The 22745-nt window shown below is 61.1% G+C and carries 17 protein-coding genes; 11 read left to right on the plus strand and 6 right to left on the minus strand.

Features of this window, described 5'->3' with window-relative positions; genetic code table 11:
* Nucleotides 1–225: 225 nt before the first annotated feature.
* On the plus strand, nucleotides 226–2148 hold the full coding sequence (locus NW804_RS04170) for an ABC1 kinase family protein (RefSeq protein WP_414422927.1): 1923 nt from the start codon (nucleotides 226–228) through the stop codon (nucleotides 2146–2148).
* A gap of 23 nt (nucleotides 2149–2171) precedes the next feature.
* Here NW804_RS04170 and NW804_RS04175 read toward each other — a convergent pair whose 3' ends face one another.
* Both NW804_RS04175 and NW804_RS04180 read right to left on the minus strand, forming a co-directional pair.
* Entirely contained in the window at nucleotides 2172–2543 is a 372-nt protein-coding gene (locus NW804_RS04175) for a hypothetical protein (RefSeq protein ID WP_414409793.1), read from the minus strand.
* 476 nt (nucleotides 2544–3019) lie between these two features.
* Nucleotides 3020–3559 carry a hypothetical protein gene (locus tag NW804_RS04180; protein ID WP_414409794.1) on the minus strand — a complete coding sequence of 180 codons (540 nt, stop codon included), beginning with the start codon at nucleotides 3557–3559 and terminating at the stop codon, nucleotides 3020–3022.
* Between the two features lie 166 nt (nucleotides 3560–3725).
* Here NW804_RS04180 and NW804_RS04185 point away from each other — a divergent pair, with 166 nt between their 5' ends.
* From NW804_RS04185 to NW804_RS04195, 3 genes are all read left to right on the plus strand, one after another.
* The gene (locus NW804_RS04185; RefSeq protein WP_414409795.1) at nucleotides 3726–3980 is read left to right on the plus strand and encodes a DUF751 family protein; all 255 of its coding nucleotides are present in this window, start codon (nucleotides 3726–3728) and stop codon (nucleotides 3978–3980) included.
* A 124-nt stretch (nucleotides 3981–4104) separates the two neighbouring features.
* Nucleotides 4105–5604, plus strand: coding sequence for a site-2 protease family protein (locus NW804_RS04190; RefSeq protein ID WP_414409796.1), 1500 nt, complete (start codon nucleotides 4105–4107; stop codon nucleotides 5602–5604).
* A 44-nt stretch (nucleotides 5605–5648) separates the two neighbouring features.
* A complete protein-coding gene (locus NW804_RS04195) occupies nucleotides 5649–7472 on the plus strand; it encodes an aspartate kinase (RefSeq protein WP_414422928.1) in 1824 nt (607 codons plus the stop codon).
* Here the strand turns inward: NW804_RS04195 and psbA are convergent.
* The gene (gene psbA / locus NW804_RS04200) at nucleotides 7469–8527 is read right to left on the minus strand and encodes a photosystem II q(b) protein (RefSeq protein WP_414422929.1); all 1059 of its coding nucleotides are present in this window, start codon (nucleotides 8525–8527) and stop codon (nucleotides 7469–7471) included. The two genes, NW804_RS04195 and psbA, sit on opposite strands and share 4 nt — an antisense overlap.
* Nucleotides 8528–8850: 323 nt before the next feature.
* Nucleotides 8851–12075 carry a carbamoyl-phosphate synthase large subunit gene (carB, locus tag NW804_RS04205; protein WP_414422930.1) on the minus strand — a complete coding sequence of 1075 codons (3225 nt, stop codon included), beginning with the start codon at nucleotides 12073–12075 and terminating at the stop codon, nucleotides 8851–8853.
* A 119-nt stretch (nucleotides 12076–12194) separates the two neighbouring features.
* Between carB and purN the strand changes: the two genes are divergently transcribed.
* From purN to trpD, 3 genes are all read left to right on the plus strand, one after another.
* A complete protein-coding gene (gene purN / locus NW804_RS04210) occupies nucleotides 12195–12845 on the plus strand; it encodes a phosphoribosylglycinamide formyltransferase (RefSeq protein ID WP_414422931.1) in 651 nt (216 codons plus the stop codon).
* Nucleotides 12846–12951: 106 nt separating this feature from the next.
* Complete coding sequence (locus tag NW804_RS04215) at nucleotides 12952–13428, plus strand: hypothetical protein (protein ID WP_414422932.1); 477 nt, start codon at nucleotides 12952–12954, stop codon at nucleotides 13426–13428.
* Nucleotides 13429–13642: 214 nt separating this feature from the next.
* Nucleotides 13643–14674 (plus strand): anthranilate phosphoribosyltransferase, encoded by a 1032-nt coding sequence (trpD, locus tag NW804_RS04220; protein WP_414422933.1) that lies wholly within the window; start codon nucleotides 13643–13645, stop codon nucleotides 14672–14674.
* Here the strand turns inward: trpD and NW804_RS04225 are convergent.
* Nucleotides 14671–15297, minus strand: coding sequence for a nitroreductase family protein (locus tag NW804_RS04225; RefSeq protein ID WP_414422934.1), 627 nt, complete (start codon nucleotides 15295–15297; stop codon nucleotides 14671–14673). The genes trpD and NW804_RS04225 overlap by 4 nt on opposite strands.
* A 207-nt stretch (nucleotides 15298–15504) precedes the next feature.
* Between NW804_RS04225 and dapA the strand changes: the two genes are divergently transcribed.
* Together dapA and NW804_RS04235 are read left to right on the plus strand one after the other, a co-directional pair.
* Nucleotides 15505–16425 (plus strand): 4-hydroxy-tetrahydrodipicolinate synthase, encoded by a 921-nt coding sequence (dapA, locus tag NW804_RS04230; protein WP_414422941.1) that lies wholly within the window; start codon nucleotides 15505–15507, stop codon nucleotides 16423–16425.
* A 181-nt stretch (nucleotides 16426–16606) separates the two neighbouring features.
* Nucleotides 16607–18454 (plus strand): ribonuclease J, encoded by a 1848-nt coding sequence (locus NW804_RS04235; protein WP_414422935.1) that lies wholly within the window; start codon nucleotides 16607–16609, stop codon nucleotides 18452–18454.
* Nucleotides 18455–18472: 18 nt separating this feature from the next.
* Here NW804_RS04235 and NW804_RS04240 read toward each other — a convergent pair whose 3' ends face one another.
* The gene (locus tag NW804_RS04240) at nucleotides 18473–19486 is read right to left on the minus strand and encodes an SGNH/GDSL hydrolase family protein (RefSeq protein WP_414422936.1); all 1014 of its coding nucleotides are present in this window, start codon (nucleotides 19484–19486) and stop codon (nucleotides 18473–18475) included.
* 81 nt (nucleotides 19487–19567) lie between these two features.
* Here NW804_RS04240 and NW804_RS04245 point away from each other — a divergent pair, with 81 nt between their 5' ends.
* The gene (locus NW804_RS04245; RefSeq protein WP_414405891.1) at nucleotides 19568–20857 is read left to right on the plus strand and encodes an HD domain-containing protein; all 1290 of its coding nucleotides are present in this window, start codon (nucleotides 19568–19570) and stop codon (nucleotides 20855–20857) included.
* 207 nt (nucleotides 20858–21064) lie between these two features.
* On the plus strand, nucleotides 21065–22378 hold the full coding sequence (purD, locus tag NW804_RS04250) for a phosphoribosylamine--glycine ligase (protein ID WP_414422937.1): 1314 nt from the start codon (nucleotides 21065–21067) through the stop codon (nucleotides 22376–22378).
* Nucleotides 22379–22745 lie beyond the last annotated feature (367 nt).

Consider the following 22745-nt stretch of genomic DNA (forward strand, 5'->3'; position numbering starts at 1 on the left):
AAGGCCAGCAGCAGCTAGGAGTAGTTTTTGGAGAAAAGACCGCCTTTCCATGCTGACCTGGTGGGCTGCCCCGCGGGCTTAGCGGCTAACCCATCGGCTTAAACTTTGTGCCCAGTCTGTGCCTATTTCAGGATATCTTTGTCCGCCCCAGATCAACCCCCCAGCCCACAAGCCGCTTGCCAACCCAGCAAGTTAAGATGTGTTACGAGATCCGTCGGGACTTCTATGGGCGCAACACTGTCGACAGCGGCCGCAGCCCAGCCAGCGGTGGCAGAGCAGCCTTTGCCTGGATCGGGGCAGCAGCCCTTGCAGCCGGCTCTGCGTTATGACCCAGAGGAGTTGGCTAGGCAGTATCGGGGGCGCTGGGATCTGGTGCTGGGGCGTCTTTTTCAGTTGATTGCCCCCTTTTTGGGGCTGTTGATCTGGGTCTTGTGGGATCGCTGGCGGGGGGTAGAGCTGAAGAACCGACGCAAGCATGCGGCGCGGCTGCGGGAGATCCTCACGGAATTGGGGCCGACAGCCATCAAAATTGGCCAGGCCCTCTCCACCCGTCCCGACCTGGTCTCGCCCCTTTTTCTGGAAGAGCTGGCCAAGCTGCAGGATGAGCTGCCCCCCTTCGACAATGCCACTGCCTTTGCTCTCATCGAGGCGCAAATCGGCCAGCCAATAGAGCAGATCTTTCGCGAGATCGGCCCGGAACCGGTTGCCGCGGCCAGCCTGGGGCAGGTTTACCAGGCGTATCTGCACACGGGAGAGAAAGTTGCCGTCAAGGTGCAGCGGCCCGATTTGATCGGGCGCATTTCCCTGGACATGTACATCATCCGCAGCCTAGCCGCCTGGGCCAAGCGCACCTTCCGCCGCATCCGCAGCGACCTGGTGGGCATTGTCGATGAGTTTGCTGGGCGGCTGTACGAAGAGATGGACTACACCCAGGAAGGCCGCAACGCCGAGCGCTTCCTAGAGCTGTACCGCCACCCCTCCATCTACGCTCCCAAAATCTATTGGGAGTACACCCGCACCAAGGTGCTGACAATGGAGTGGATCGACGGCATCAAGCTGACCCAGCTTGACAAAATCGCCGCTGCCGGGCTAAACGGGCAGCACCTCATCGAGATCGGGGTCAACTGCTCTCTGAAGCAGCTCTTGGAGCACGGCTTTTTCCATGCCGATCCCCATCCGGGCAACCTCTTGGCTATGTACGACGGGCGGCTGGCCTACATCGACTTTGGGATGATGAGCACCATCCAGCCGCACCAGCGCTACGGCCTCATCAAGGCAATTGTCCACTTGGTAAACCGGGATTTTGCCGCCTTGGCCCAGGACTACGTGGATCTGGAGTTCCTAGATCCCGACACCGATCTCACCCCCATCATCCCCGCCTTGGAGGACGTCTTCGCCGAGGCCCTAGGCAAGCCCGTGGCCGAGCTGAATTTCAAAAGCATTACCGATCGCCTCTCGGGGGTGATGTACAACTTTCCCTTTCGCGTACCTGCCTACTACGCTCTGATCATCCGCTCACTGCTCACCCTCGAGGGAATTGCCATCGGTCTGGATCCCAACTTCAAGGTCTTGAGCGTAGCCTATCCCTATGTGGCCCAGCGGCTCCTAACTGATCCCGCTCCAGAGCTGCGGGAAGCTCTGCGAGAGCTGCTGTTTAGCCAGGGACAATTTCGCTGGAACCGCTTGGAAAATCTGCTGCGCAATGCCGTCAACAGCGAAGACTTTGACTTGCAGGGATCCCTAGAAAAAGCCGTTGATTTCCTCTTTTCGGAGCGGGGAGCCTTCCTGCGAGAGCAGCTGGTGGATATCCTCTTTTCCAACTCAGGCAACGGATCTGCAGATGGCCTAACCCATCTGCAACGTCTGTGGTCAATTCTCAGCAGCAACCCCGCCTTTCAGCCGCTGCAGCTTTTGCCTCTAGTGGCCAAGGTAGCCGCCAAACCAGAAGCTCAACAGCTGGGGCGGCAGTTGGCCTCCCGCTGGCTGCAACGCCTGGCAGCCCGTCTGATCCGGGAGCTGCTGCTTGCAGAGGAGGAGAAGGAGCCTAGGTCACCCGCTTCCCTCAATGGGCGCCCCGGGAATAGCGGGCAAGCTGGGAAAATTCAAACCGCCCAGGCTTCCCCAGCCCAACCCGCTAGCGCAGTCTAGGTTTGCTGCCTCAGCTTCTTCTACTAGGCGTTCTCGTTTTTGGAACTGGGGGTGTTGAGAGCCAGCATCATCCACTCGGAGAATTCATCGCGGCGGAAGACCTGGGGGCAGGAACGCGGGCCAAAACGCAGTAAGCTAGGCATGCCGTGCTCTTTGAGGCGGGCTCGCAGCCAGGTGCCAACGCCTGTCTTGCCATCGTTGGGCATTTCGGTTTGAAAGTCACTGTACATCAGCAACAATTGACTGCGCGACTGGAGCACCGCATTCTCTTGGATCAACTTGGGCAGGGAGAGGTTAGCGTCCAAATTGCTTGCTTTGGTTGACTCTCGACGACGGCTGCGGGAACGGGATTTAGCGCTTTCGCGGTTCTTACGAGCTTTCGGTTCAATGGCCATAGAATCTCCTAGACGACTAAGGAACTCCCAAAAGGGACAAAAACCAGAACTCGCAGGCTGAGGAGAGAGCCCGCTGAGGAAGGTGGCTCGAGGGGTACAGTTCTGGGGCACTCACTGAGAAGTAGGGAAACACGCTCTCAGTCGGCCAAAGAAAAGCTGCGCCAGCCTGCCGCCAAAGCTCAAGATCCCTTGCCTGCCACGGCAATCTCCAGCGCCTTGAGTTCCGGGCCACACATCCAAGACTTGTCTTCGTCTTGCCGGAGGAAGCTTGGCTTGGCTACCCCGGTTTGTAGGGTAGGGAAGTCCGGATGCTACTCTTAATATGACTTAAAACCCGGGCAGGTGAACACTCCCCATTGACCCAGAGGCTGCATAGCGCCTGCGGCTTATAACTTCCCAGGAAGCTGAGCCCTCACGGCAGCGCCGCCTGGCCTAAAGCTGGGGCTTGCGCCGCCTTCTGCTAGTCAGGAGCGGGCTCAGGTTTGCAGGCTTTGTCGGCCGTTGCGGATCACCCGCAGCGACTCCAGTAGCCGCATCTCCAGATCCTGCAAAACCTGATCCACGTAGCGGTGGGCCTCCCGCTGGAGACGCTCTGACTCCTGGAGGGTCTGTCGCCACACCTCCTCGCTCTGTTGGTAGGTTTGCCGCAACAACTGTTCCGCCTGAGCTTGGGCCTGGCGGAGGATGGTGGATTCGCTCACAAGCTGCTCGGCCCGGCGCTGGGCCATGGCCACGATCTCTTGGGCGTAGCGATGGGCCTCAGCCAAGATTTGATCCCGCTGGCGCAGCACTTCCTCAGCTTCCTCTAGAGCGGTGGGCAGGTTAAGGCGGATGAAGTCCAACTGCTCCAGGATCTTCTCTTCGTCGATGAGAGTGCGCGACCAGAACAAACGGGGACTGCTGAGAATCGCTGCCTCCAGTTGATCCAGGGCCTCCTGAACGCGCATCAACGCCAGGGTCTGATCCCTGGGCAGATCACTGGCGCGATTGAAGGCATCAGAGGGCAATTCTTGCATCAGTCTGGAAAGGGGGTGGCTGTGCTGGGCAAAGCAGGCAGGATAACGCCTACCATATTAGGTTCTCGCAGTCTTGAACCTGGGTGTTCCCACCCTTCCAGAGGCGGGGGACAGAGACCGCTATCTGTGGCAGACTGAGGGAAAGTTGTTGGGTTGCCCTCTGCTTATGCCCCAGCCGCAGCCTCCTCGCCGACTCGAAGATCAATTTGTGGAGAACGTCTCCCGCTACCCCACCTACTTCGTTACCGTCTTGCTGGGGGGAATTTGGGCTGGCCTACAGCCGTTTGTAAACCTGTACCGCAAAAGCGCAACGGCAGCAGCTCTAGTAACTGTGGGATCCCTAGCTCTGCTGTTGTTTATCTATTTCACCCTGCGGGCGATGACGGGGCACACGCTTCTGCCAGCGTGGATGTGGCGTTGAGAGTAAGAGAGCAGCTTACGAGCAAGCCAAGAGAAGTTTAGCTCCTGAGGGATCGCTGCTGCCGGCTCTAGCAAGCCGATCGGGTTTGCCGCTAGCTTGGTAAAGGTGTTTTCCTGTTGAGCTCATGGCAGATTGGATCCTGTTGGCACTGGTGGGCTCGACAACCTACCTGCTGCTACAAAAAAGCGTGGCCCGCCTCTCAAAGGTGCCCTGGCGGATCCTGTGGCTAGTGATGATGATCCCCCCCCTGCTTTGGGTGCTGGGGCGGCAGGTGTTTCAGTATGAAATGCCCCCTTTGCTAATGTTGGGGCTGTTTTTGGCCTCCTATTTTACCAGCATGACTTTGGCGCGTCGGGGGCGCCTCCAACCTCCACCAGCAGGCTCTCAGGCTGGAGTGGAAAACACCCCGGCCGAGCGGGATCCGGAGACAGAGGAAGGCGAGGAGGAAGGTGCTGCAGCTGCTCCCATCTCCATCTCGGAGGTGTCGCGGGAAAAGCTCAACCGCTGCTTTCCTTGGAACGTTTTCTATCTGCAAAGCGTGGAATACCGTCCTCAGGCCATCATCTGCCGCGGCAATTTGCGGGCGGATCCCACGGAAGCCTACGAGCAGGTACAGCGGAATGTGGAAACCACGTTTGGCAAACGCTTTCTGGTGGTGCTGCAGGAGGGGTTTGCCGGCAAGCCTTTTTTTGCCCTGGTGCCCAACCCGGCGGCGCGGCGCTCCCTAACCCGTCAGAAGGAGTGGCCTCTGCTGGCGTTGGGGCTGCTGCTGTTTACCTTTTGGACGACCCTAACTGCCGGCGCCCAAGCTTCTGGAGTCAGCCCTGACCGGTTGCTGCATCTACCCTCTCTGCTCAAAGGGTTACCTTATGCAGTGGGGATCTTGGCCATTCTGGGATCCCATGAAGGGATCCGCTACTGGGTGGCCCGCCGCCACGGCATCAAAACCTCGCTCCCCTATTTCATCCCGGTGCCTTTTGTGTTGGGAACCTTCGGGGCTTTCATCGAGCTGAAAGAGCCGGTGCCCAACCGCAAGGTGCTGTTTGACATCGCCGTTGCCGGGCCGCTGGCGGGCAGCCTGGTGGCGTTGACCATGTTGCTGGTGGGGCTGGTCTTTTCGACACCTGGGGAGCCTCCGGCAGAGCCAGAGGGGCAGCCGACCCCGATTAGCTTCCATCGCATTGACCCGCGCCTCTCGGTGCTGCTGGCCATTCTGGCGCGCCTGGTGCTGGGGGATCAGTTGCAGCCGGGGCAGGTGATCGATCTGCACCCCCTGGCCTTTGCCGGCTGGCTGGGTCTAGTGGTGGTTGCCTTTAACCTGGTGCCGGTGGGCCAACTGGATGGGGGCCACATTGTCCACGCCATCTATGGCCAGCAGATGGGGGCCAATGTGGGGCGAGTGACTCGCTGGCTGGTGCTGCTGCTGGCTTTGACGGTGCAGCCCTGGCTGTTATTGTGGGCGCTGCTTTTGTTTGTGATCACCAGTGCCGACGAGCCAGCCCTCAACGACGTCACCGAGCTGGATGAGGGGCGGGAGCTGCTGGGGCTGGCAATGCTGAGCTGGCTTGTGCTGATCCTGCTGCCGGTGCCACCCTTTTTGCAAAGCTGGCTTGGCCTGGCCTAGTTCGGGATAGGATCCAAACCACGTCAACCAGCTCAGCCCTGGCTATGCAAGCGGGTTTAATTGTCCAAAAGTACGGCGGCACCTCCGTCGGCTCCATCGAGCGCATCCAGGCCGTAGCCCAGCGGGTAGCCCACACGGTGGAGCAGGGGAAGCGGGTGGTGGTGGTGGTCTCGGCAATGGGAGAAGAAACGGATCGCCTGGTGGAACTGGGGGAACAGATCCTCCAGGGATCCCCGACCACGCCGGCCCAGTGGCGGGAGTGGGACATGCTCCTGTCTACGGGTGAGCAGGTCAGCATTGCCCTGCTGGCGTTGGCGCTGCAGCGCTTGGGCTACCCTGCCCTCTCCTTGACGGCGGCCCAGGTGGGCATCGTCACCACCCGGGATCACGGGCGGGCCCGCATTCTGCACATCCACACCGACCGCCTTTGGCAACACCTAGAGCGGGGAGAGGTGGTGGTGGTGGCCGGCTTTCAGGGCATCACCAGCCTAACTGAGCTGGAGATCACCACCCTGGGGCGAGGGGGATCGGACACCACGGCGGTGGCCTTGGCAGTGGCCCTGGGAGCCGAGCTGTGTGAGATCTACACCGATGTGCCCGGGATCTTTACTACCGATCCGCGCAAGGTGCCCGAGGCCAGGTTGTTGCCAGAGATTACCGCCGACGAGATGCTGGAGCTAGCCAGCCTAGGAGCGCAGGTACTGCACCCCCGCTCGGTAGAAATTGCTCGCAACTACGGCGTCAAGCTGCGGGTGCGCTCTAGCCTGGAGCCGCTGCAAGCCGGATCAGAAGGCACCCTCATTGTCTCTCCCCCTGCTCGCGTCCGCTCCCCTGATAGCAGCATTGAGCTAGGGCGGGCGGTCGATACCGTGGAGCTGGATGGGGAGCAGGCCAAGTTGGTGTTGGTGGGAGTGCCGGATCGCCCGGGCATTGCTGCTCAACTGTTCCAGGAGATTGCTGCAGCGGGGATCAATGTCGACTTAATTCTACAGTCGCTCCACCTCAGTGCGGTGGAGGGATCCCCTACCAACGACATTGCCTTCACCGTCAGCCGTGCCCAGGCGGCTCAGGCAGCAGCCGTGGCCCGCAAGGTTGGCCAGGAGCTGGGGTGTAGGGAAGTCCTCGTCGATGAGGCGGTAGCCAAGGTCAGCATTGCTGGGGTGGGGATGATGGGTCGCCCGGGCATTGCCGCCGAGATGTTTCGCGTGCTGGCGGAAGCTGGGATCAACTTGCAGATGATCTCCATGTCGGAGATCAAGGTCAGCTGCGTGGTGGCGGCCGAGCGGGCTGGGGAGGCCGCCCTGGCGCTGGGGGAAGCGTTTCAGGTGATTCCCCAGTTGCATCGAGTCAAGACAGCACCTTGCGGGGATCCCCTTCTGCGCCACCACCCGGTGCGGGGCGTTGCCCTGGATTTGAAGCAATCGCGGCTGGGCCTGCGCAAGGTGCCGGATCGGCCGGGGACGGCTGCCCATCTGTTTGGGCGCTTGGCAGAGGCTGGCGTTATCGTCGACACCATCATCCAGAGCCAGCGGAGCTACCACAACGGCCTTCCCAGTAACGACATTGCCTTTACCGTGCCTCAGGATCAGGCCAGGGCGGCTGAGGCCGTGTGCTGTCAGGTGGCCGAGGAGCTGCAGGCAGCTGGGGTTGAAACCGACCACGACATTGCCAAAGTCAGCATCGTCGGCGCCGGCATGGAAACGTATCCCGGCGTGGCGGCGCGCTTTTTTGCTGCCTTGGCCGACGCCGGGATCAACATTGAGATGATCGGCACCTCAGAGATTAAGGTAAGCTGCGTGGTGCGACGGGAGCAGGGGATCCGGGCTCTCCAAGCTGTCCACCGTGCCTTTGAACTCGACCGGCCCTAGTCTGTTTTGGCCGCCAGCAACAGGGGGAAGTGGTGGGCATTGGGGGCGTGCATGGCCTGGATCCCCAAGTTGGCGCGGTTGAGGAGATCGGCGTAGGTGGGGATGAACCGGCCCTGGCTGTCCAGGATGGACTGGTTGAAGTTAAAGCCATTGAGGTTAAAGGCCATTAGGCCGATGCCGATTGCCGCCGCCCAGATCCCCAAGGTAGGCAGGGCCGCCATCCAGAAGTGGACGGAGCGGCTGTTGCGCCAGCCAAGGCTGGAGATCCCCAGCCTCCCCAAGAAGGCATAGTGGCCGGCCAGGAAGTTGTAGGTGACCTCCTGCTGGCCAAAGCGGTAGCCGGCATTGGCTGACTCCTCTTCTGAAGTCTCCCGGATCAGGCTAGAGGTTACCAGGGAGCCGTGGAGAGAAGCCAGCAGGGCGCCGCCAAACACCCCCGCCACTGCCAGTTGGTGCAGCGGGTGCATGAGGATGTCGTGTTCCGCCTGGAAGGCAAGCATGAAGTGGAAGGTGCCGGCAATCCCTAGCGGCAGCCCCTCTGAGAAGCTGCCCTGGCCGATGGGATAGACCAGGAGCACCGCTGTAGCGGCAGCCGCCGGCGCAGAAAAAGCCACTGCAATCCAGGGGCGCATGCCCAGCCGGTAGCTCAGCTCCCACTGCCGGCCCAGGTAGCACCACACCCCGATGAGGAAGTGAAACACGATGAGCTGGTAGGGGCCGCCGTTGTAGAGCCACTCCTCCAAAGAGGCAGCTTCCCAGATGGGATAGAAGTGCAAGGCAATGGCGGCTGAGGTGGGCACCACCGCCGCAGAAATGAGGTTGTTGCCCCCCAGCAGGGAGCCAATCACCGGCTCGCGGATCCCGTCCACGTCCACCGGCGGCGCAGCGATGAAGGCAATCACAAAACAAAAGGTTGCCGCCAACAAGGTCGGGATCATCAATACGCCAAACCAGCCGATGTAAAGCCGATTTTCGGTGCTAGTGATCCATTGACAAAAACTTTCCCAGCTCCAGAGCCGTCGTGCGGCAGCGGAGCGCCGAACAACCACACTCATAGGCCAACTCCTAGAAAATTTGAGGAGAGCTTTCTCCCACTTGCTCTTAGCAAAGTGACCTCAGGAAATGACTCAGCCTTGCCCTGAGGATTCTTCTCCTTCCACGCTAGACAGTCTCAAGAAAACTGCCAAGGATACCTAACGTCTGCAGCCAAAATGTGAAATAAATTGATTTATCGATACAAACATGCAGATTAGTATTGCAGTTTATATTCCACCCCTTTTCCCAGGCCTCAAGAGCCAGTTTTTGCAGTCGAGAACTTCAGGATTTCTTAAGGTGGAGGTCTTAAGGATTTCTTCAGAAAAGCAACCCCGGCAGGCTCCTATCGCCCAATTTCGGCGTGAAACTCCTGCAGGGACTTCACCCCCAGGGATCCTGACTGCAGAGCGCGGATGGCAGCAGCAGTAGCTTTGGCTCCAGCCAGAGTAGTGACCAAAGGGATCTTGTAGGCCAGGGCGGTGCGGCGGATCTTCTGCGCATCCTGTTGGGCTTCGCCGCCAGAAGGGGTGTTGACGATAAGCTGAATCTGGCCGTTCTTGATGGCGTCGATGACGTGGGGCCGGCCCTCGTGCAGCTTGAGCACCTTCTCGACGGGGATCCCGTGCTCGGCCAAAGCTTTTTGGGTTCCGGCAGTGGCCAGCAGGCGAAAGCCTAGCTTGACCAACTCCTGGGCCACTGGGATCACCGCCTGCTTGTCGCGGTCGCTAACGCTGATGAACACGGTGCCCCCTAGGGGCAGGTTTTGGCCAGCAGCCAGTTGCGCTTTGGCAAAGGCGCGGCCAAAGTCGGTGTCAATGCCCATCACCTCCCCAGTAGAGCGCATCTCCGGCCCCAGCAGCGTGTCGGTGCCGGGGAACTTGTGAAACGGCAGCACCACTTCCTTAACAGCCACGTAGGGCGGGATCACCTCCTGGGTAAAGCCCAGCTCTGCCAGGGTTTTGCCGCTCATCACCTGGGCAGCGTAGGCGGCCAGGGGGTGGCCAATGGCTTTGCTGACAAACGGCACGGTGCGGGAAGCGCGCGGGTTGGCTTCCAGAACGTAAACCTGCTCTTTCTGGACGGCGTATTGGACGTTAATGAGCCCCACCACCTTGAGAGCTTGGGCCAACTTCACCGTCCAGTCGCGGATCACCTGCAGCACAGCAGGGCTGAGAGTGCGGCTGGGCAAGACACAGGCGGAGTCGCCCGAGTGGATCCCGGCTTGCTCAATGTGCTCCAGGATGCCGCCGATGGTTACAGCCCCGGTGTGGTCGGCGATGGCGTCCACATCTACCTCCACGGCATCCTCCAAGAACTGATCCACCAGCACGGGACGGTTGGGATCCACCGCCACCGCTAGCTGCATGTAGCGCCGCAGATCTTGATCCGAATAGACAATCTCCATGGCCCGCCCCCCCAGCACATAGCTGGGCCGTACCACCACGGGGTAGCCAATGCGCCGGGCAATCTCCAGGCTCTCCTCCACGCTGCGGGCAAGGCCGTGGGCTGGCTGGCGGATCCCCAATTCCTCGAGCAGGCGCCCAAACCGGCCGCGATCTTCGGCTATGTCGATGGAGTCAGGAGCAGTACCCCAGATAGGCGCTTGGGCTGCGGCTAGCCCCTGGGCCAGCTTCAGGGGGGTCTGGCCGCCAAACTGCAGGATTAGACCTAGCGGCTGCTCGGCCTCGACGAGGTTCATCACCTCTTCGTAGGTCAGGGGCTCAAAGTAGAGGCGATCAGCGGTGTCGTAGTCGGTGGAAACGGTCTCGGGGTTGGAGTTGACCATGATGGTCTCATACCCAAGGCGTCTGAGGGCAAAGACGGCATGACAGCAGCAGTAGTCGAACTCAATCCCCTGGCCGATGCGGTTGGGACCGCCCCCCAGGATCATCACCTTTGGCTTAGCGGTAGGGAAGGTCTCGGATTCGCTCTCGTAGGTGGAGTACTGGTAAGGGGTGGCCGCCTCGAACTCGGCAGCGCAGGTGTCCACGGTTTTGTAGGTGGGGATCACCCCCAGGGCCTTACGGCGGTCTCGTACCTGGGCTTCCGCGGAGCCGGTCAGGTGGGCAATTTGTCGGTCGCTAAAGCCCATTTGCTTGAGATGGCGCAGGTCTTCGGCCGTTAGGGATCCCAACTCCCGCCCTTTAAGGGCTTGCTCCACCTCCACCAACTCCTTCAGCTTGTCGATAAACCAGGGATCGATGTGGGTAAGCTGGGCAATTTCCTGGACCGAGAAACCCATGAGCAGGGCGGTGCGGATGGTCAACAGGCGGAAGGGGTTGGGGGTGCGCAGGTTGGCCCGCACTTCCTCTGGCGTTGGGAAGACTTCCGGCCTGTCGCTCCCAAAGCCAGGGCGGTCGATCTCCAAAGACCGCAATGCCTTCTGGATGGACTCCTGGAAGGTGCGGCCAATGGCCATCACCTCCCCCACCGACTTCATCTGGGTTGTCAAAACGGGCTCCGCCCCAGGAAACTTTTCAAAGGCAAAGCGGGGGATTTTGGTGACGACATAGTCAATGGTGGGCTCAAAGCTGGCAGGGGTTTTGCGGGTAATGTCATTGGGAAGCTCCGGCAGCGTGTAGCCCACAGCCAGCTTGGCGGCAATCTTGGCAATGGGAAAGCCGGTGGCCTTGCTGGCCAAGGCAGAGGAGCGGGAGACCCGCGGGTTCATCTCGATAACCCGCACTTCGCCATTGGCGGGGTTGACGGCAAACTGCACGTTGGATCCCCCCGTTTCCACCCCAATCTCGCGCATGATGGCGATGGCGTAGTCGCGCAGCCGCTGGTACTCCTTGTCGGTGAGGGTCTGCGCCGGGGCCACGGTGATGGAGTCGCCGGTGTGAACCCCCATGGGGTCGATGTTTTCAATCGAGCAGATGATGACCACGTTGTCCGCCAGATCCCGCATCACCTCCAGCTCAAACTCCTTCCAGCCGATGATCGACTCCTCCACCAGGATCTGGGAGATTGGGCTGGCCTCTAGGCCGGCAGCGCAGATTTCCTCCAGTTCCTCTTGGTTGTAGGCCACGCCGCCACCTGTACCTCCCAAGGTGTAGGCGGGACGGATGATGAGGGGGTAGCCAATTTCTTGAGCAATCTGTTTGGCTTCTTCTAGGCTGCGGGCCAACCCTGAGCGGGGGACGGCCAGGCCAATTCGCTGCATCGCCTGCTTAAACAGCTCCCGGTCTTCGGCTTTTTCAATGGCCTCGCGCTTGGCCCCAATTAGCTCCACCCCGTACTGATCCAGGATCCCGCGCCGGGCTAGCTCCATCGCTACATTGAGAGCTGTCTGTCCCCCCATGGTGGGAAGGAGGGCATCAGGGCGCTCCCGCTCGATGATCTGGGCCACAAAGTCTGCCGTCACCGGCTCGATGTAGACGCGATCCGCCATAGTGGGATCCGTCATGATGGTGGCCGGGTTGGAGTTGACCAGGATGACCTCGTAGCCCTCCTCTCGCAGAGCCTTGCAGGCTTGGGTGCCCGAGTAGTCGAACTCGCAGGCTTGGCCAATGACAATAGGCCCTGCTCCGATGAGCAAGATCTTGTGAATGTCGGTACGGCGCGGCATGGGATCCCTAGGGTGGCAAGGTCAGCCTCCTATTTTAAGAGGCGGGCCCAGCTTGGGCGGTAAGATGGTGTACCTTGGGCAAGGGGCCTCAGAAAGGGTTGCTGTTGGAAAGCCTTGAGATGAACTTGCCCAGCCTCCTCTGGCCCGATCCTGGTGAGATCCCAGCTCCTCCTCGGCCCGGGATCCTGGGTGTTTTGGCTTCCGGCAACGGCAGCAATTTTGAGGCCATTGCCCAGGCCATCGAGGCCGGCGAGCTGCCAGCCCACATCGCTGTTGTGATCACCAACAATCCTGAGGCCTATGTGCGGCAGCGGGCGGAGCGCCGAGGGATCCCCTGTGTCCTCCTTAACCACCGCGACTATCCCAGCCGGGAGGCGCTAGATGCCGCCATCGTGGAGGTGCTGCAACAGCATCAGGTGGAGTGGGTGATCATGGCCGGCTGGATGCGCTTGGTGACTCAGGTGTTGCTGTCTGCCTATCCGGAGCGGGTTTTAAACCTTCACCCCAGTCTCTTGCCCAGCTTCAAGGGCCTACGGGCTGTGGAGCAGGCGCTGGCGTGCGGCGTAAAAATCGCCGGCTGCACCGTCCACCGGGTTACGTTGGAAATGGACAGCGGCCCCATCGTGGCCCAGGCGGCGGTGCCGGTCCTGCCGGAAGATACCGTGGAGTCGCTCTACCGGCGCATCCAGGCCCAGGAACATCGCCTCTATCCTCTGGCCATCCGCCTCTGCTTGGCCGAGGGATCCCTCTCCCCGAAGCCTCCCTCCTAGAAGGCGCACCCCATGGCCGAGATCTCACCCCTTCTTGTTTTCGATAGCTCCGCAATTCTGGCCGGGCGACCGGCTCGGTGGCAGGAATGGGCCCGCTTCGGGGTGTGTGCTGCCTCAGGCGGTGCTGGCTGAGCTGGAGCGCCTGGCCCGAGAAGCCATTGAGCCTCAGGAAGAGTCGACGGCGCGCGCCTTTTTGCGCCACCAGCCCAGCTCGGGGCTTGCCGTCTCAGCAGCCCGCGCCTGGGTCGAGGAGGTCAACGCCAGCGGCCACTCCCTAAAAGCTCGCCTGGAGCAGGCCATTGCCGAGTGCGCCTACGCCCTGGCCCAGCAGCAGCTAGGATCCCTAGTGGTGGTGGTGAGCAACGATCGGCCCTTGGTAGGGCGGATCCAGGAACTGAGGGTCTCCAACCTCTGCGCCATCTCTCTAGCCGAGCTCAACCGCTGGGTACACCTCAGGCAGTGGCCAGGGCTTTGGGACGGCTGCCGCGGCCTCCCCTTCCCGCCACGCCGCTCTCTTCTCGTCCTTCGGCCCGACCGCCTTCTCCAGTCAGCCAGGGATCCCGGGGATCTCCGCTTGGCTTGACCCCAGCAGGGGTACAAAAGGCCCTGGCGCTGGTGTGGGTCTTGGCCTTTTTCTCGGCGGCGGGCTTGTTGGCCTGGCGCTGGTTAGATCCCAAGGGGAGCGAAGGGCTCTGGCGGCAGCTGCCTCTGTCCCGGATCCCTTGGCTGCGGGATCGCAGCAGCCCAAACAGGGCATACTAGGGTGAAGGCTTTCTCGAGACTCGTCCCTAGTAGCCATGACGGCAACGGCTGACCTTTGGCCCCAGCTTCTAGGCCAACTGCTGGAGCGGCAATCCCTTAGCGAGGCCCAGGCAGAAGAGTTGATGAATGGCTGGCTCACCAACCAAGTGCCGGAGGTGGTGTCGGGGGCAATCCTAGCAGCTCTCCAAGCCAAGGGGGTGAGCGCCAGCGAGCTGGCCGGCATGGCGCGGGTGCTGCAACGGGCTTCTCTGGGATCGCCGCTGGATCTGCCCCTCTTGGTGGATACCTGCGGCACCGGCGGGGACGGGGCTGGCACTTTCAACATTTCCACCGCCGTGGCCTTTGTGGTCAGCGCTGCCGGGATCCCGGTGGCAAAACACGGCAACCGTTCGGCCTCTGGCAAGGTGGGCTCGGCAGACGTGCTGGAGGCCCTGGGGGTGAACCTCAACGCCAAGCCAGAGCAGGTACGAGCCGCGGTTACCGAAGTGGGCATCACCTTTCTCTTTGCCCCCCACTGGCACCCAGCTATGCGGGCGGTAGCTCCCTACCGACGGGCTCTCAAGGTGCGCACCGTTTTCAACCTGCTGGGGCCCCTGGTCAATCCTTTCTACCCCAACCGGCAGGTTATCGGGGTTTACGCGCCGGAGCTGGTGCCGGTGGTGGCCGAGGCCCTGCGCCTGCTGGGGCGGGAAGAAGCCATCGTACTCCACAGCCGGGAAGGCCTTGACGAAGCTGGCCTCGCTCAGCCCACGGATCTGGGCGTTCTCTCCCAGGGATCCCTACACCTAGAGGTCTTGAACCCGCGGGATTACGATCTCACGGCCGCACCCGTCCAGGCTCTCCAGGGAGGGGACTTGATGGAAAATGCTGCCATCCTCACCCGTGTCCTCCAGGGAGGCGGCGATCTTGCCCAGCGGGATGTGGTGGCCCTCAATGCAGCGCTGGCGCTTCAGGTGGCGGGAGCTGTGGCTGACTTGAGAGCTGGAATTGACCGAGCGCGGGAGATCCTTGCCAGCGGCGCCGCCTGGGATCGCCTGCAAAAGTTGGTCAACTTTCTGGCTTCCTAAAACTCCCGCCCTCGCCCAAAAGCCAGCACCTCGTCTACCCCTAGGCGGGGCTTGCGCGGCAGGTTGCCCGGTGCAGGGTAGCCCACCGCCAGCAGCATCACCGGCACGTAGCGGTCGGCAATGCCGAACTCCCGCTTTACCCCTTCTGGGTCAAAGCCAATCATCGGCCCGCTTGCCAAGCCCTTTGCCTGCGCCGCCAGCATCAAAGCCATGGCTGCCAGGGCCCCGGAGCGAATCGCCTCATCCCGCGCCAAAGTGGGGTTGTTGGCGTAGGTGGCTTGGGCCATGTTCACCCAGCTTTCCGCCCCTTCCGGGGATAGGAGGCCCGCAGCGACGGCTCTTTGGACAATTTCAGGCAGCTTCTCATACCCCCGCAGATCCCCCAGGACGATGAACACCACTGCCGCGTCCGCCACCTTCTGTTGGTTGTAGGCCAGGGCTTTGAGGCGCTCTTGGTCTGCAGGATCGGTGACGGCTACGAACCGCCAGTGCTGGATGTTAAAGGAGGAGGGAGCTTCCGTAGCATAGGCAACCAGCTCCTGGATCTCCGCCTCCGACAGGCGGCGGCTGGGATCAAACTTGTCGGCGGAGATCCGCTCTTTGAGGGCAGCTAGGACGTCCATGGGGATCCTCGAGAAGAGCTGCTACCAGAAAACCGAGGACAAAATCGCCTTCTCTCATCCAGCTTATCCAGCCTAGGGCCTCAGCAAGATCCCTCTCCCGAAGGCAGGTATGATAAAGGGATGATTGGAGCTGGATGCCCCCAGCCCCTTTGGGGAACCTCGAAGTAGCCAATAGCAAGCGGTGTGGTTGAGGGGGAGAGGCAAGCGGTGGACTTCGGGCGCGTGCTGACGGCAATGGTGACTCCCTTTACGCCTGAGGGGGAGATCAACTACGAAGAAGCCGCTCGCTTGGCCGATTACTTGGTAACCCACGGCAGCGATGGCTTGGTGGTCTGCGGCACCACTGGCGAGTCTCCCACCCTGAGCTGGCAAGAAGAGTACGAGCTGTTTCGGGTGGTGCGAGATGCCGTGGCTGGCCGAGCCAAGGTCATCGCTGGCACGGGCTCCAACTCCACCCGCGAGGCCATCGAAGCCACCAAAAAAGCGGCTCAGTTGGGCCTGGATGGCTCTCTCCAAGTGGTGCCCTACTACAACAAGCCCACCCAGGCGGGGCTCTACGAGCACTTCAAGGCCATTGCCCAAGCCAGCGACTTGCCCATCATGCTCTACAACATCCCCAGCCGCACGGGGGTAAGCCTACAGCCGGAAACGGTGGCGCAATTGGCGGAGATGGAGACGATTGTCGCCATCAAGGAAGCTAGTGGTATCATGGACGTAGTTTCTGAAATTCGGCGGCTTACCCCCTCCCGCTTTAGCATCTACTCAGGAGATGACTCGCTGACCTTGCCGATTTTGTCTTTGGGGGGGAGAGGAGTAGTCAGCGTAGCTAGCCATTTGGTTGGGCTACAGCTTCAGGAGTTGATCCAGAGCTACCACAGAGGACAGCCCGAACAAGCCCTGGCTCACCATCTCTGCCTGCTTCCGCTGTTTAAGGTTTTGTTCATCGAGACCAACCCCGTTCCTATCAAGGCGGCGCTAGAGATGCAGGGTTGGCAAGTAGGTCGGGTGCGCCCTCCGCTAGCGCCTCTGCAGGCCAGCTCTCTACAGGTTTTGCGACAAGTGCTGCAAGGGATGGGACTACTGGATGAGGCGCAGGGATCTGAACAAAAAGCAGCAAAAGCTTCATGACTCTGTCTAACTAGGGGGCTTTCGGAGGGGTCTTTCGTGGCATTTTCCCGACTGGAAAATGGACAGGTTCTAGTAGCCAAATTCAGCTAGCACCGCTGACTTGGCTAGCGGGGTTTGTCTGGAGGGGTTTTGGTTGGCTTGATTGTTACAAATCGTTACATCTAGAGGATCCACAGCGTCTATGCGAACACCACGGACTTCAGTTGCCTCTCGGTCAGCAGCTGCTCCAGCCCGGCCCACTTCCTCTTTGCAGATGATCCCGTTAGGCGGGGAGCGGGAGATCGGCAAAAACACCTGGGTCTTCCGCTACGAAGACGACATCATCCTGGTGGATGCTGGCCTGGCTTTCCCCGATGAGACGATGCATGGGGTCAACATCGTGCTGCCAGACATGACCTATATCAAGCAAAACCGGGACAAGCTGCGGGCACTGGTGGTTACCCATGGCCACGAAGATCACATCGGCGGGATCCCTTACCACCTACGGGAATTTGACATCCCGGTCATCTATGGTCCGCGCTTAGCACTGGCCCTGCTGGAGGAAAAACTGCGCGATGTGGGCCTTTTGAATCGGACGGAATTGCGCCCAGTTGGGCCGCGGGATATTGTGCCCCTGTGCAAGAACTTCTTTGCCGAATTCATTCGCAATACCCACTCTTCCGCCGACAGCTTTACGATAGCCTTGCACACGCCGGTGGGCGTTGTCATTCAAACGGGCGACTTCAAGATCGACCACACGCCGGTGGATGGCGAACGCTTTGACCTCCATCGGCTGGCCGAGCATGGGGAAAAGGGCGTGCTTTGTCTAATTAGCGACTCCACCAACGCTGAGGTACCCGGCTTTACTCCCTCTGAAGCCGCAGTAGTGCCGGGCCTTACCAAAGCCATTGCGGAAGCCAAAGGACGGGTGATTATCACCACCTTTGCTTCTTCGGTGCATCGCCTCAATTTGGTGTTGCAGATTGCCGAGCAGCAAGGCCGGGTGGTGTCTCTGCTGGGTCGCTCGATGTTAAACGTAGTGGCCCATGCGCGGCGTCTAGGTTACATCCGCTGCAAAGACGAAACGCTGCAGCCCATGCATGTCATCAACAGCCTGCCGGATGACAAGGTCATCATCCTCACCACTGGCTCCCAAGGCGAGCCTCTAGCCGCGCTGACCCGCATTGCCAATGGTGAGCACCCGCAGTTGCAGATCAAGCCAGGAGATACCGTGATTTGGTCGGCCAACCCCATTCCCGGCAACACGCTGGCGGTAACGCGAGTCATCGACAAGCTGATGGAGCTGGGGGCCAATGTTATCTACGGCAAAGACAAGGGGCTGCATGTCTCTGGCCACGGCTGCCAGGAAGACCAGAAACTGATGATTGCCCTCACGCGCCCCAAGTTCTTCGTCCCTACCCACGGGGAATACCGCATGCTGGTCAAGCACGCCGAAACAGCAATGAGCATGGGGATCCCGCGGGAAAACATCGTGATCATCAACAACGGCGATGTGGTGGAGGTTAACCAGGAGCGCATCGCTGTTGTCGGCAGGGTGCCGGCGGGGGTGCAGATGATCACCGCTTCCCACGATGGGGTGCTGATGGACGAGATCCTGCAAGAACGGCAGCAAATGGCCAGAGATGGGGTAGTGACGGTGGTCATCAGCCTAGATGGCAGGGGCAGGCTGCTCTGTACGCCTCAGGTGCAGCACTTGGGCTTGGCGGGAGAGGGCAACTTTAAGGGATCCGACCTAAAACCCCTGGTAGAGGACACCCTCCAGCAAGCTTGGCCGCGCTTTGCCCGATCGCTGGAGCGGGGGAGCCTTGAGGTTGACTGGGCCGGCCTTAAGGCGGAGGTGGAGCAAGTGGTGCGCCGCTTTGTGCGGGAACAACTGCCCGGCAAGCCGACAGTGTTGGTCTTTGTGCAGTCGCCCGAAGAGGAGTCTGTGCCAGTAACCTCCCTGCCGGTTGGGGAAGACCAGCTCGACCAGGAACGGCTGGCCCTAGGACGGCGGCGGCGCTCCTCAGCGGCGGTGGCGGCTTCGTAAGACTGGGTGGCTGGCTCTTCAGAGCTTCTCTCCTGGACTGGGCCGCAGCAAGCCTCTAGGGGAGAGCTCTGCCTTTGCCTCTGGAGAAAGGGATCCCACCTCGCTAAAGGGCGGGCAGCGGTTTTGGGGCGGGACGGGCTGCTTTAGGATCCTCAAGAAGGCCTCCGCCAGATCGGCATATCCCCGGTCGTTGGGGTGAAAGCCATCCGCCAGCGGGCCGGGGAAGAAAGACTCGCGGCGGTAGGAGCGGGGATCGCAGAGCAAGTCCACTACGGGGATCCCCTGTTGGCTCAGGGGGTTGATGGCCCGTTGGCTAAGGCTGACGGAGACTAGAGCCAAAAGTTGCCGCAGGCCGCTGGGCTGCTGCTGGCCTAGGGGAATCAGGGCAAAGTTGGGCAGGTTGGCCACTGCCAGGCGAGCTTGGGGGGCGCGAGCCCGCACCGCCTGGAGCAGAGTTTGGTAGTCGGCAGCAAACTGTTGGATCTGGCGTTCAATAAAGGCTAAGGGATCCTCGCCCTGCAGGGCGCGTTGGGCTGCTGCCAAGACAATAGCGTTGGTGTCGTTGCCGCCTACCCAGATAGTAATCAAAGTGGCGTCGGGGGGGATGCGCGGCACTTGCTCCTGGAGCACGTTGGCGGGGATCCCCGCCCCTAGAGCTTGCATGGCCGGGCTGAGCACCGCTCCCGAGCGGCCCAAGTTGATGAGCTCCACCCGCCCCGGCAGGAGGCGGGCTAGGCGCGGGACATACCCCGTCCCGTTGGGACAATCCAGGGGCTCCGAGCGCTGCGGGCGGGTGCCGGCGGCGTTGGCCGGGCCATCGCAGGAGATGGAGGCGTTAAAGCCAACGGCATCGCTGGCTCCCAAAGCCACATAGCGGGTGAGGGGGGTCGAGCTGGGCACGACAACAGCAGGGGGAGAACAAGCGGTCAGCCCCCAACCCAGCGTCCAGATGGCCATAGAAAGCAGCAACCCACCGGTTCTGGGGTCTTGGGGCGAGGGCGCTTGCGTAGCCAGTTGCAAAGAGGAGCCCATAGGGTAGCTTTGCTGCAGAGGTGGGGAAGCCCCCCAGCCAAGCTAACCAAAGATCCGCCAGCCAGCGAGTATGGTGGGAGTATGGCGCTGCGTTTTTGCAAGTCCCGCACCTACCACGATCCCCTGCACGGCGCCATTAGCCTAGATGGCGGGGATCCGGTCGAGGCCTTGCTGATTCGTCTTATCGACACGCCGGCCTTCCAGCGCCTACGTCGCATCCGCCAGTTGGACACGGCTTTTTTTACCTTTCACGGCGCCGAGGGATCTCGCTTTACCCACTCGGTGGGAGTGCTGCAGGTTACGCGGCGGCTGTTTGACAGGTTGGCCCGCCGCCACCCAGAGCTGCGCCCCTACCGCGCCGTCACCCTGGTTGCCGCTCTGCTGCACGACATTGGCCACGCCCCCTTTAGCCATGCGGGCGAGGAGATCTTCGGCTGCCGCCACGAGATCTGGACGGCGCGCATCGTGCGGGAGGATCCCCAGATAGCCACCCTGGTGGCGGAGTTCGACCCGCAGCTGCCGGCCCAACTGGAGCAGGTGTGGCAGAAACAATTCCCCCTGCCGCTGGTGGGGCAGCTTATTGCCAGCCAACTGGACTGTGACCGCTTCGACTACTTGATGCGGGACAGCCTGCTTACGGGCGCCCAATACGGCCACCTGGATCTGGATCGCATCCTCACGGTGTTGGACTACGACCCGGAGACGGGATCCCTTTGCATTCCTGCTCGCAAAGGCCTAGGAGCCATCGAGCACTATCTGGTGGTGCGCTATTTCATGTACACCCAGGTGTACCAGCACCCCAAGAGCCTGTGTGCCCGCTTTATTTTGGATCGCCTCTTCAAGCGGGCGCAGGTGCTCTTGCAAAAGGGGGAGATCGAGTTGGATCCCATCTTGAGCGCCTGGTGCTGGGCCGCGCTGGCGACGCAAAAGGGAGATCCCTTCGAGTTGCCTCTGCCCCTCTATTTGGCCGCTGACGATGTGATGTTCAGCTACCCTTTTCGCTTTTGGGCCATGTCGGGGAGGGATCCCATCTTGGCCGATTTGGCGCGGCGCTACCTGGAGCGGGATCTGTTCAAAGCCCGCAACATCACCCGCTTGCCAGAAGAGCGACGCCAAGAGCTGGTGGCAACTCTGAGCCAGAAGATGCAGCGAGATGGCTTGGATCCAGAAAGCTACTTGGGAATTCGCTCCGCCCACGTCCAGGGCTACAGCTTCTACGACCAAGGGATCCAACTCAAAACCGAGGACGGCTACGTAGAAATTGCCCAGCTCTCGCCGCTGGTGCGCGCCTTAGTGGAAACCCAAGGCCAGGTTTGGCTCATCTTCCCTCGCCCCTACAGCGATCTTGTAGAAGGGGCGCTGTCTGCTTAAAGGGTTATGTTAGCCCTGAGGGCCCTGGCCATTGTCCTGCTGGCGCTGCGGCTGTTGGGACATGCACCTGGGATCCGCTGCTGTTGAATAAGGACTACGTCCCGCTGACGCGAACGGAAGAGCTACGGGAACATGGTCTAATGGGGAATGTAAGGACTACGTCCCGCTGACGCGATCGGGGAAACCCCCAAACAGTGGGATAGCGCCATGCAAGTCTTGGTCATTGGCTCTGGGGGACGGGAGCACGCTTTGGTCTGGAAGCTATTGCAGTCCCCTCAGGTGACTCGAGTCTACTGGGCTCCTGGCAACGGCGGCGCCCAGCAGATGGATCGCTGTCAACCGGTGGCTTTGGCCGCCACAGACATCGAGGGACTGGTGCGGTTTGCTACCGTGCAAGGGATCCGCCTGACGGTGGTGGGGCCGGAGCTGCCCTTGGTGGAGGGAATTGTGGACGCCTTTCAGGCAGCGGGGCTCCCCATTTTTGGCCCCAGTCGCGCCGCCGCCCAACTGGAGGGAAGCAAGCTCTGGGCTAAGCAACTGATGCAGGAAGCAGGGATCCCTACGGCTCCGGCTGTGGGCTTTGCCGACTTGTCTGAGGCGCTGGCCTACCTGGATTCAAGGACTCCGTCAGGCGAACATAGCTATCCTGTCGTGATCAAAAAAGATGGGCTGGCCGCCGGCAAGGGAGTGACCGTTGCCCACAGTCGAGAAGAAGCCGTGCAGGCCCTAGAGGCGGCCCTGGCCAAGCCCGGCGAGCGGGTGCTCATCGAGGAGTTCCTCGTCGGCCAAGAGGTGTCGGTGCTGGCCCTGACGGATGGCCAGATCTGCCTGCCGCTGCTGCCTGCACAAGACTACAAGCGCCTTGGCGATGGCGATACTGGACCCAACACCGGCGGCATGGGGGCCCACGCCCCGGCAGATCACCTGGTCACCCCCAAGCTGCTGGCCCGCATCCAGGCGCAAGTGCTGGATCCTACCCTGCAGGCGCTGCAACAGCGGGGCATTCGCTACCAAGGGGTGATCTACGCTGGCCTGATGATTACGCCCAATGGGGATCCCTACGTCTTGGAGTACAACTGCCGCTTTGGGGATCCCGAAGCCCAGGTTATCCTGCCCCTCTTGGAAAACCCTCTGGACGAGGTGCTGCTGGCCTGCATCGAGGGGCGACTGGCCAATCTTCAGCTGCGGTGGAAGCCCGGCTATGCCGCCTGTGTGGTCATGGCCGCCCCCGGTTACCCCGACAGCTACGAGCGAGGGATCCCCCTTGCCGGCCTAGAGGCTGCCGCCGCCACCGGAGCCCTGGTGTTCCATGCCGGCACTCGCCAGGTGGGCAAGCAGCTTCTCAGCGAGGGTGGGCGTGTCCTCTGTCTTACCGGCCAAGGGGCAACGCTGGCAGAAGCGCTGCGCCAAGCCTATGCCGCTGTGGAGCAGGTGCAGTTCCCCAAAGCCCACTACCGCTCCGACATTGGCAGCCGCGCCCTCGGGCCGAAGGTCCGCCTAGGTGTGGTGCCCGATCCGTAGGCAGATCATGGCCCCAGAGAGGTCGCTTCTCCAGGGCCCCTAAAGCAGTTTTTAAAAAAGCTTTGATACCTAAACCTTAGCTTCTCTGATGACGAGGCAGCAACGATAGTATCGAAATCTCAACTTTCCGTTGATTTTCTCAACAGTAGACAAGAAAGGGGCTTGCCGGAGTTTCTCCCAGCGAAGGCGAGATTCCTGAGACCCCAACCCAGGGCCACAAGTTAAGGCTCAGCTACGGAGAGAACCAGCGGAAGTTCAAGGGATCCTCCCGCCAAAGCCAGCGAGGTGGGATCCCTAGCCCTTCCGTCAAGGCAGCGGGCCTTGGCGCGGCCTGAGGGTCGCAGTCGTAGAGGGTGGTGGTGTAGCG

This window comes from Synechococcus sp. WC10meta, assembly GCF_047461475.1.